This is a genomic window from Candidatus Neomarinimicrobiota bacterium (genome assembly GCA_041862535.1).
In the GTDB taxonomy this organism is placed as follows: Bacteria; Fidelibacterota; Marinisomatia; order SCGC-AAA003-L08; family TS1B11.
In genome coordinates this window covers 1-9,376 of the sequence record JBGVTM010000160.1, presented here as the reverse complement: position 1 = coordinate 9,376, position 9,376 = coordinate 1, and the positions used below count along the sequence as shown (strand labels likewise).

The following is a 9,376-nucleotide window of genomic DNA, read 5'->3' as shown; positions in this document are numbered from 1 at the left end:
TGGAGTTGGAAGCGGAGGTTGCGGAGCCAGCAGCGGTCGAAACTGTAGTGCCAGAGCCGGTAATAATCGATACCCTGGCTGCCCCGGCAGTGGAGTTGGAAGCGGAGGTTGCGGAGCCAGCAGTAGTCGAAACTGTAGAGCCAGAGCCGGTGACTATCGATACCCTGGCCGTGCCGGAACCGGAGGCAGAACCGGATACCCTGGTGGTTGACACCTCCGCGGTTAATCTTATTATTCCTGATACCCTCGCCGTGGATACTACCCTTGTTGATACCCTTCTGATTGAACCGGCGGAAATAGACACGTCGCAGACGCCATAGGCGACCGATCATGACCAGGTATGCCGCTGGTGTCGATATCGGGGGTACCTCAATCAAGACGGGCCTCTTCGACGACCATCTGGAATTAGTCCAACGGTGTGCTGCGGTACCTACTTCTTCGCTGACCTCCGGGGATGCGCTGGTGGAGCAGGTGCTGGCGAGCATTGAGGCCGGTATGTCCGAGCTGGGTGACGGTCCAGACAGCCTCGCGGGTATCGGCATCGGTTCCCCCGGCCCCCTGGACATCCAGCGGGGTACGGTCATCGAGACGCCCAATATGCCGATCCTGAATGGCTTTGCTTTAAAGCCCCGTATGAGCGTGGCGGCAGGGGTTCCCGTTTGGTTGGACAACGATGCCAACGTCTTTGTGCTAGGCGAGGCCCACCGGGGGGCCGGCAGAGGGTATCCCTACGTGCTGGGGGTAACTTTGGGTACCGGTTTTGGCTGGGGCATTGTCCTGAATGGGAAGGTATTTCATGGGGCGACGGGAACCGCGGCTGAATATGGTCTGTCAGTCTGGCGAGAGGAAGACCATTCCTGGGAGGAGGATGTCAGTATCCGCGGGCTGCTGAGGACCTATCGCAGCCTGGGTGGCAGGGCTGATTCGCCCGAAGAGGTGAGCCGGCTGGCGGACGAGGGAGATGCTACGGCCCTGGCGGCCTGGCGGGAATACGGGCGCGTGCTGGGTCTGTCGCTGAGCCATGGGGTAAACCTGCTGGACCCGCATATCATAGTAGTGGGCGGCGCCATGGCGGGGGCGTGGGAGTATTTCAGCCCGGCCATGCTGGAGAGCCTGCAGCGCCACATCTTCACTCTGCCGCGGGAGAATCTCAAGGTGGTGCCATCCCAGCTGGGTAACCTGGCAGCCCTCTACGGGGCAGCCAGCCAGGTGCCCCTGACAGATGAGTGAAGCCGATAATGGGCCACTTACCCAATCCACTCGAGCTCCTCTTTCCATCACTGTGCGTGCTCTGTAGCGCTCCGCTTGATGGCGAGCGCTCCGTCTGCAGGCACTGCCTGGAGAGCCTGTCCCCGACCGGTCTGGGGCAGTGGCAGGAGGGGGTTCTGGTGAACGCGGAGCTGGACAACGTCTGGTGCGCCTTCCGTTATGACGAGGCGATGGAGACCTTGATTCACCTGTTGAAGTACCAGGGGCATCGGCGGATCGGATATCGGCTCAGTGAGGCGGTGTTTCGCCTGATGGAGGGGGAGATACCCTGGGGTAATTTTGATGTTTTGGTGCCCATCCCGCTGCACCGTACCAGGCTGCGTGAGCGGGGGTATAACCAGTCGGGGGTCTTGGCCCGAGGGCTGGGCGATTGGAGTGGGCTGCCTATGGAGGATCGATTGGTGGTGCGGCACCGCTGGACGCGCTCTCAGACGGGCCTGTCGCTAGAGGAGCGCCGTGAGAATGTAAGCGGCAGCTTTCGGACCAGCCGGGCCGGTGATGGAAGGAACGTGCTGCTGGTGGATGATGTGCTGACCAGCGGGGCTACGGCTTCCGCCTGTGCCCTGGCGCTGAGGGCTGGGGGCTATGGGGAGGTGGCCGTTTTAGCGGTAGCGACGCCGCTAAAAGGGGAGTAATTTTTTTTGTACTGGAGTGATCTGAGTCATGAAGACAATCGAGCAACTCAATCTTAAGGATCAGCGGGTCCTCATGCGGGTCGATTTTAACGTTCCGCTGGATGATGGGATTGTGGACGACAATTTTCGTATCCGGGCGGCCCTGCCAACGATCAAGTACTGCCTGGAGCAAGGTGCGGCGGTCATTCTGATGTCTCATCTGGGTCGGCCCAAAGGCAGGCCGGTTCCGGATTTAACCATGCTGCCGGTAGCCGAGGAGCTGGAGGTTCTACTCAAGCAGGACATCTTATTTTCTTCGGACTGTGTGTCTGATGAAGCGTTGGGAGTGAGCCGGCAGCTGCGACCCGGCCAGGTGCATCTTCTGGAGAACTTGCGTTTCTATCCGGGTGAGGAGGCCAACGATTCCGATTTCGCTGCCCGCCTGGCCCGTCACGGGACGGTCTACGTCAATGATGCTTTCGGGACCGCCCACCGCGCCCATGCCAGCAATGTCGGGGTGGTCGCCCATTTTGATCAGGCCGGCATCGGTTTTCTGATGGCCCGGGAGCTTCAATTCCTGCGGGACAAACTGGATGCTCCTCAGCGGCCGTTTGCCGTGGTTCTGGGTGGTGCCAAGGTGGCTGGGAAGTTGGAGCTTCTCCACCAGCTGCTAAATCAGGCGGATCGCTTGATTGTCGGGGGCGGCATGGCCTTCACCTTTCTCAAAGCCCGGGGAATTGACGTAGGCGGCTCGCTGGTGGATGAGGCGCTCCTTGGAGAGGCCGGCGATATTCTGAAGGCAGCCGAATCCCGCGGTGTACAGGTTTCCCTGCCGCGGGATGTGGTAGCGGCGGAGGGTATGTCGGCAGAGTCTGCCTGGCGGGTAGTTCCCCTGGAGGAGCTGGCGGAAGAGGAGATCGGCGTGGATATTGGACCTGAAACCTGTGTTGAATTCAGTCAGGCCCTGGAAGGGGCGCGCACCATTTTCTGGAACGGTCCCATGGGAGTGTTTGAGTGGGCGGCCTTCCAGACCGGTACCGAGATGATCATTGCCGCCATTGCCGATGCTACATTGCAGGGGGCCCTATCGGTGGTGGGTGGCGGTGATTCTGCCGCCGCAATTGATAAATTGTCAGATCCCAAGTACTTCACGCATATCAGCACCGGGGGCGGAGCCTCGCTGGAGCTGCTAACCGGCAAGGTTCTGCCGGCGCTGGAGGTATTGACATGAGCAACGGCGAACCGATCGTCGCTGCCAATTGGAAGATGTATAAGACGCCTCAGGAGGGGTACCAATTCGCCTGCCAGTTGAGGACAAAGGCCTTGAATCTCTCCGGAGTTAAGTTTATTTTGTTTCCATCGGCAACGGGGCTCTTTCACATTCACGAGGCGCTGAAGGATACTCGCATTGAGCTGGGTGGTCAGAACCTGCATTCGGCTGCGGAGGGCGCCTATACGGGGGAAACGTCCGCCCGCATGCTGTTGGCGTGCGGTTGTCGGTGGGTGATCATCGGGCATTCGGAACGACGCCACATTTTTCATGAGCAGGATGCAGACATTCGGGCGAAAATAGCGGCGGCCCTTGATGCGGGACTTCAGGTGATTCTCTGTATTGGTGAGCGCCTTGAAGAGCGGCAGGGTGGTGCTACCGAGGAAGTCCTACGGCAGCAGCTGCAGGAGGACCTGGCGGGCCTGGAGACCTTTCCGGTTGATAAGCTGATTATCGCCTATGAGCCCGTTTGGGCGATTGGGACCGGCGTCGTGGCCACTCCCCAACAGGCGGGTGAAGCCCACGCCCAGGTGCGAGCAATTCTCCAGGAGCTGTTCTCCACGTTATCCGGTGATCGGGTCAAGGTGTTATATGGTGGCAGTGTCAAAGCCACTAATGCTGCCGAGCTTATGCGCACGCCGGGTGTGGATGGTTTCCTTATTGGTGGGGCAAGCTTGGATATTGACGAATACTATAAAATTGCAGAAATTTCAATGCTAGAAACTAAGGTGAATCCTTGATTTACGGTATTTTAATTTTCTTTCACGTTTTAGTTGCAATCCTATTGGTTGTGGTGATATTACTGCAGTCGGGGCGTGGTGGTGGACTGGCCGGCAGTTTAGGTGGCGGCATCTCTACGGCGATGTTTGGGGGTCATGGAGCGGACAAATTGATGATTAGGCTGACCACCGGTCTAGCGGCCGCGTTCATGGTGCTGGCGATTTTGATATCCATTGTGGGCCGGCCGCGGGTGAGCAGCGAAGATAGTATCGTGCGGCAGAGGGCTGCCCAACGGGAGACGGTCCCTTTGCAGCCGGTTACTGAAATGGAGTTGCCCGAGGCCGCCAGCCCAGGGGAGTTGCCTTTGCCTCCGAGTGAAGACCAACCTCCTCCAAATCCGTGATGGGTAGTATACAAACGCCGAAGTGGTGGAACTGGTAGACACGCTGTCTTGAGGGGGCAGTGGGAGAAATCCTGTGCGGGTTCGAGTCCCGCCTTCGGCACAACCTGATTTGCTGCTTTAAGGTGCTGTAAATCATAGCTTGCTGATGGGTGCTATTCCGGTAGCGAAGTGAGAAGACTATTATATATTCATATATTCAGAGCACTGTGAGTATAGGGGACAGGAGTTCAGCAGGGAGGGCGGACAGGTATATTTAATAGCCTGAACCTTTTAAAAGCGGGCGGCGTATGTATTTTGGAGGTAACAATACAAGGTAGTTAAGATGGGACGGTTACGAATAGCTCTGATCATGGTTTCCAGCGCCATTTTGGTGTCTGCGGTTGGGGGCCAGGATTTAGGTGAACTATTAATGAAGGCCCGGGAAAACATGGCGGCGCAGAACTACGATACGGCCAAGCAGCAGCTCCAGACCATCGTTGAGACCAATATCACCTATGCGCCGGCCTATTTTGAGCTCAGCAAAATAGCACTGATTCAGGATGATCTGCTGGGTGCCCAGGAGAACATTGATGCCGCGATTGAGAATGATCCCCGCAACGAAGAGTACCGTGCCACGGCTGAGAGAATCGCGGTGCTGAGTTCAGACATGAGTAATGCCAGGCGCTCTTACGACGAGCGGGATTATATGGGGGCCGTCGCCCGGTACGAGAAGGTGATTGAAGACTATCCTACTTTTGCCAGCGCCTATTTTGGGTTGGGGATGGCTTTGATGATGGCTGGGAGACTGCAAGAGGCCGCTGAGGCTTTTAGCCGGGCGCAGAGCTACAACCCTAATGATCCCCGCTACGCCGCGGCGTTGCGCAATCTGGTAGCTGACAAGTACAATGAGGGTAACCGTCTTCTGCGAGCCCGCGATTGGGAATCTGCCCTGGCCGTCTATCAGGAAGCCACTGAACTGGATTCCAGCTTTTATTTAGCCTATCATAAGATCGCCTATTGCCAGCGGATGATGGGCGATAACGCTGCTGCCCTTAAGGCCCTGGACCGTTCCATCGCTGTCGAGCCCGATTACATTATCGCTTATATTGACAAGGGGGATATTCTGCGGAGAGAGGGCCGATTGAAAGAAGCAGAGGCCGTTCTCCGGGCAGCGATATCTCACGATCCGAAATCCGATGAGGCTCTGGAGGGCCTGGGGGCTGTGCTGCGACGCGACCGGCCCAATGAGGCTATTGAGCTATTCACGTCCGCTATTACCATCAATCCCAAGAATGGGGATGTTGCCGAATACTTAGGTGAGATTTACAGCGAGCGGGAGAGCTGGGCCGAAGCGCAGAAATACCTGGAACAGGCGGTCCAGCTCAAGCCCGGGAATCACGTGACTGCCTGGCGCTTGGCCCACGTCTATAATGAGCTTGGGAATTATGAAAAGGCCAGAGAGATGGCCAAACGGAGCACCGACCTGAAGAAGACGTTTGAATATGCCTGGTACGAAAAGGGACTGGCGGAGAAGGCGCTGGGCAATCGGCAGGCGGCGATCGAGGCTTTCAGGAATGCTCAGAAAGGTCGCGATGCCAGTATCCGCAGAAGTGCGGAGTACGAACTGAAGCAATTAGAGTCCCCTAACAGGTAGCCTTGTATTGGCTGAAGCATACAAGCCCCGCTCGGGATACAACAGGGCGGGGCTTTATTCTTCCCATTCTGGTTGGATGAGGTATGCGGAGCCGTATTAAAGCGGTCATTTTCGATCTGGATAATACCCTTCTTGATTTCATGAAGATGAAGGATGCCGCCATCCGGGCTGCTGTGGATGCCATGGTGGAGGCCGGCCTGATGGTGGTAAAGGAGCAGGCTGTCGCGATCATTAAGAAGATCTATGATGAGAAGGGCTATGAGTACCAGGAGGTCTTTGATGAATATCTGCGGCAGGCCACCGGCAAGGTGGACTACAGGTATCTGGCGTCGGCCATTGTGGCCTATCGTCGTGCCCGGGAGGCCTCCCTGATGCTCTACCCCCGGGTGAACATGACCCTGATGACGCTAGCCAAGATGGGGCTGAAGCTGGGAGTGGTCTCGGATGCTCCCAGTCGCGAAGCCTGGATGCGTCTGTGTTATCTCAACCTGCACCATCTGTTTGACGCGGTAGTGACCTTTGATGATACTGGGGTGCAAAAACCGGCTCCCGAACCGTTCTATAAAATTTGTAACTTGCTTGGGATCAAGCCTGAGGAGGCCCTGATGGTGGGTGATTGGCCTGAGAGAGATATGGTGGGGGCCAGACAGGTGGGAATGACTACGGCCTTCGCCCGCTACGGTGACACTCTGGATGTCCAGGAATCGGGGGCCGATTATGACTTGGCAGACATTTACCAGTTGATCGACATTATCCGGGAGCGGAACTTGTCATGATTTATGTCGGGAACGATCTGGTGGAAGTGGCCCGCATTGAGTCCTTGATTGCGAAGTGGGCGGACAGGTTTCTAGGCCGTATTTTCACGCCGGATGAGATCATCTATTGTCAGCAGCAGTTACGGCCCGCGCTGCATTTTGCCGGTCGGTTTGCCGCCAAGGAAGCGGTAAAGAAGGCCCTCTATTCGGCCGGTCGCACGGAGCTAGTTTTATTCAAGCAGATCCCGGTCCATCGCCATCCCAGCGGGGCGCCGCTCGTCAGTACTATTGGTCGCAATGAGAAGATCCATGTGTCCATCAGCCATACGGACCATTACGCCGTAGCTACAGCCGTGCTTGAGTCTCCATGATTAACCTTCTGACTACGAATAGTTGTCGCGCCTTGGACCGGTATACTATCCGTTCGGGGACCCGTACTGAAGTGGATCTGATGCGTAATGCCGGTCGGGCCGTGGCCATTGAGGCGGGTAAACTGCTGCGAAGTGATACGACCCGTCCCATACTGGTGGTCTGTGGCAAGGGCCACAACGGCGGAGATGGGATTGCAGCGGCTGGCTTCCTTACTTCCTGGGGCTACCAATGCAGCGTCGTTATGCTGGGAAAAACCGAGGAAATGGATGAGGTTGTCGGTGCCACCTACCAGGAAGCCGGGATCAACGTCAGGGAGAAGGTCCTGCCGGAGGAGGTGGCCTGGCCGGATCAGGGTTTAGTCATTGATGCCTTGCTGGGCATAGGCGTCGATCAACCCGTTAGGGACCCGATAGCTCAATGGGTTCAGGCGATCAATGAGTTTTCGGGACCGGTTCTTTCCGTTGACATTCCTACTGGCTTGCATACCGACACGGGCCAGGTTTGGGAGCAGGTGGTTCAGGCGGATGTGACGGTTACGATGGGGTATCCCAAAGTGGGGTTGTTGATCAATGAAGGTTCGGATATGTGCGGCAAGCTGGTGGTGGCCGACATCGGTTTTGATCCGGGCTATTTCGAGGAGGAGGAATCCGGCATCACCCAGTTCACCCGGGATGATTTTGCCCGGTGGTACCGTCTTCCGCCGCGGCGAACCTTCAAGCACCGTCAGGGGAAAACCCTGGTTATCGCCGGTTCGCTGGGTATGACCGGTGCGGCCGTTCTGGCAGCCAGGGCCACTATTCTTTCCGGGTCGGGCCTCACAGTCGCCGCCTGCCCTTCGAGCATTCAGCATTTATATGTCCCGACTATGCCCGAGGTGATTACGCTGAGTCTGGAGGATCACAACCGGGGCACATTTCTGCCGGAGCACATAACGGCTATCCGGGAGTCGCTGGCATGGTGCACGGCGGTAGTTCTGGGGCCGGGCCTTTCTCGCAGTCCTCAGGTGAAGGAGTTTGTGCGGGCTATTTTTGAGCATCTGGATGGGCCGACGCTGCTCGATGCTGATGGTCTCACTCCTTTCAACGGGAATGTGGATATGCTGACGGCGGCGGAGGTCCAGTTGGTGGTTACACCCCATGCGCGGGAGTTTGCCCTATTATTTGACCATGATCTGGAAGCGGTAATGGCCGATCCGGTGAGTGCCTTGCGTGAGGTGCAGGCGTATTTTCCGCATACGGTGGTGCTGAAGGGAGCCCCCACGCTGACACTGCTCACCTCCGGGGAGATTGTAGTGAACAGTACCGGCAATCCCGGCATGGCTACCGCCGGCAGTGGGGATGTGTTGTCGGGGGTGATCGGCACGTTGCTCAGTCAGGGTTACAGTAGCGACGAAGCAGCCACAATGGGAGTGTGGCTTCACGGATGGGCCGGCGATGAGGTTCGGCAGCGTTATGGCGCTGCCGGTATGACCAGCCTCCACATACTGGAGCAACTTCCTTTGGCACTGGCCGAGTTTGACCGCATAGTATGAAGCGGGCTACGCTATGGGCGTTCCTGTACGCCGTGCTGATTATCGGACTATCTTCCATTCCCGGGAAGAGCTTCCCCGATGTGAAATGGCTGACCCACGGCAAACTGATCCACATGGGTGAATACTTCATTTTCGGCATCTTAGTCAGCCACGCTGCGGGTTATCGGGTGATGGTACTGGGGCAGCTTTTTTTATTTACCCTGCTCATAGCAGCTGCTTTTGGTGCCCTAGATGAGACCTACCAGATACTGATCCCCGGTCGGGACAACAGCTTAGCCGATTGGGTGGCCGATGTGGTGGGGGTAGTGCTCGGCAGCTTGCTGTACATTGGGTGGAAATATTACCGTGATCAGGCGCCTACTAGTTAAGAACCTGGCTGTTATCAGTGAGCTGGAAGTTTCTTTCAGTCCGGGCCTGAACATGATCACCGGGGCGACCGGTGCTGGCAAATCGATCCTGATTGATGCTATTGGCCTGTTGGTAGGAGGTCGGGCCGCCGGAGATATCATCCGTACCGGTGAAGAGGCAGCGGTGGTGGAGGGTGAATTAGTCAGCGGTGAAGATACCTGGATTATTCGCCGGGTGGTCCGCGCGGGCGGTGCCTCCCGGATTTTCCTGAATGACGAGCCAATCAAGCTCAGCGACCTGGAAACCATTACCGCTTCCCAGATTGATCTTCACGGTCAGCACGAACACCAATCTCTGCTGCGGGTGGCCACCCATATCGATTTTCTGGACGCCTACGCCGGTCTGATGCCAGAGCGCGAAGTACTGGCTCACACGTACTACCGTCTCATGGAGGTGAATGC

The 9,376-nt window shown here is 57.1% G+C and carries 12 protein-coding genes and 1 tRNA gene; all 13 read left to right on the top strand.

Features of this window, described 5'->3' with window-relative positions:
• Positions 1-320: hypothetical protein (locus ACETWG_05955; GenBank protein ID MFB0516131.1), on the top strand; the 320-nt coding region annotated here is incomplete at its 5' end.
• Between the two features lie 10 nt (positions 321-330).
• On the top strand, positions 331-1,230 hold the full coding sequence (locus ACETWG_05950; protein ID MFB0516130.1) for an ROK family protein: 900 nt from the start codon (positions 331-333) through the stop codon (positions 1,228-1,230).
• A gap of 8 nt (positions 1,231-1,238) precedes the next feature.
• Positions 1,239-1,904 (top strand): ComF family protein, encoded by a 666-nt coding sequence (locus ACETWG_05945; protein MFB0516129.1) that lies wholly within the window; start codon positions 1,239-1,241, stop codon positions 1,902-1,904.
• Between the two features lie 28 nt (positions 1,905-1,932).
• The gene (gene pgk / locus ACETWG_05940; protein ID MFB0516128.1) at positions 1,933-3,114 is read left to right on the top strand and encodes a phosphoglycerate kinase; all 1,182 of its coding nucleotides are present in this window, start codon (positions 1,933-1,935) and stop codon (positions 3,112-3,114) included.
• The gene (gene tpiA / locus ACETWG_05935) at positions 3,111-3,893 is read left to right on the top strand and encodes a triose-phosphate isomerase (protein MFB0516127.1); all 783 of its coding nucleotides are present in this window, start codon (positions 3,111-3,113) and stop codon (positions 3,891-3,893) included. Before pgk ends, tpiA begins: the two co-directional genes overlap by 4 nt.
• Entirely contained in the window at positions 3,890-4,276 is a 387-nt protein-coding gene (secG, locus tag ACETWG_05930) for a preprotein translocase subunit SecG (protein MFB0516126.1), read from the top strand. Before tpiA ends, secG begins: the two co-directional genes overlap by 4 nt.
• Positions 4,277-4,292: 16 nt before the next feature.
• Positions 4,293-4,376: transfer RNA gene (locus ACETWG_05925), tRNA-Leu, on the top strand.
• A 222-nt stretch (positions 4,377-4,598) separates the two neighbouring features.
• Positions 4,599-5,909: a tetratricopeptide repeat protein gene (locus ACETWG_05920; GenBank protein ID MFB0516125.1), complete on the top strand. Its 1,311-nt coding sequence runs from the start codon at positions 4,599-4,601 to the stop codon at positions 5,907-5,909.
• 83 nt (positions 5,910-5,992) lie between these two features.
• Positions 5,993-6,685 (top strand): TIGR02253 family HAD-type hydrolase, encoded by a 693-nt coding sequence (locus tag ACETWG_05915; GenBank protein ID MFB0516124.1) that lies wholly within the window; start codon positions 5,993-5,995, stop codon positions 6,683-6,685.
• Entirely contained in the window at positions 6,682-7,035 is a 354-nt protein-coding gene (acpS, locus tag ACETWG_05910) for a holo-ACP synthase (protein MFB0516123.1), read from the top strand. The genes ACETWG_05915 and acpS overlap by 4 nt, the downstream gene beginning before the upstream one ends.
• Entirely contained in the window at positions 7,032-8,567 is a 1,536-nt protein-coding gene (locus ACETWG_05905; protein ID MFB0516122.1) for an NAD(P)H-hydrate dehydratase, read from the top strand. The genes acpS and ACETWG_05905 overlap by 4 nt, the downstream gene beginning before the upstream one ends.
• Positions 8,564-8,935 carry a VanZ family protein gene (locus ACETWG_05900; protein ID MFB0516121.1) on the top strand — a complete coding sequence of 124 codons (372 nt, stop codon included), beginning with the start codon at positions 8,564-8,566 and terminating at the stop codon, positions 8,933-8,935. The genes ACETWG_05905 and ACETWG_05900 overlap by 4 nt, the downstream gene beginning before the upstream one ends.
• A partial coding sequence (locus ACETWG_05895; GenBank protein ID MFB0516120.1) for an AAA family ATPase occupies positions 8,913-9,376 on the top strand: 464 nt, incomplete at its 3' end. The genes ACETWG_05900 and ACETWG_05895, both read left to right, overlap by 23 nt.

Coding starts and splice junctions, on each gene's coding strand:
- pgk (MFB0516128.1), top strand. CDS start 1,933: ATGAAGACAATCGAGCAACTCAATCTTAAGGATCAGCGGGTCCTCATG.
- ACETWG_05905 (MFB0516122.1), top strand. CDS start 7,032: ATGATTAACCTTCTGACTACGAATAGTTGTCGCGCCTTGGACCGGTAT.
- tpiA (MFB0516127.1), top strand. CDS start 3,111: ATGAGCAACGGCGAACCGATCGTCGCTGCCAATTGGAAGATGTATAAG.
- ACETWG_05900 (MFB0516121.1), top strand. CDS start 8,564: ATGAAGCGGGCTACGCTATGGGCGTTCCTGTACGCCGTGCTGATTATC.
- acpS (MFB0516123.1), top strand. CDS start 6,682: ATGATTTATGTCGGGAACGATCTGGTGGAAGTGGCCCGCATTGAGTCC.
- ACETWG_05920 (MFB0516125.1), top strand. CDS start 4,599: ATGGGACGGTTACGAATAGCTCTGATCATGGTTTCCAGCGCCATTTTG.
- ACETWG_05915 (MFB0516124.1), top strand. CDS start 5,993: ATGCGGAGCCGTATTAAAGCGGTCATTTTCGATCTGGATAATACCCTT.
- ACETWG_05950 (MFB0516130.1), top strand. CDS start 331: ATGACCAGGTATGCCGCTGGTGTCGATATCGGGGGTACCTCAATCAAG.
- ACETWG_05945 (MFB0516129.1), top strand. CDS start 1,239: ATGGGCCACTTACCCAATCCACTCGAGCTCCTCTTTCCATCACTGTGC.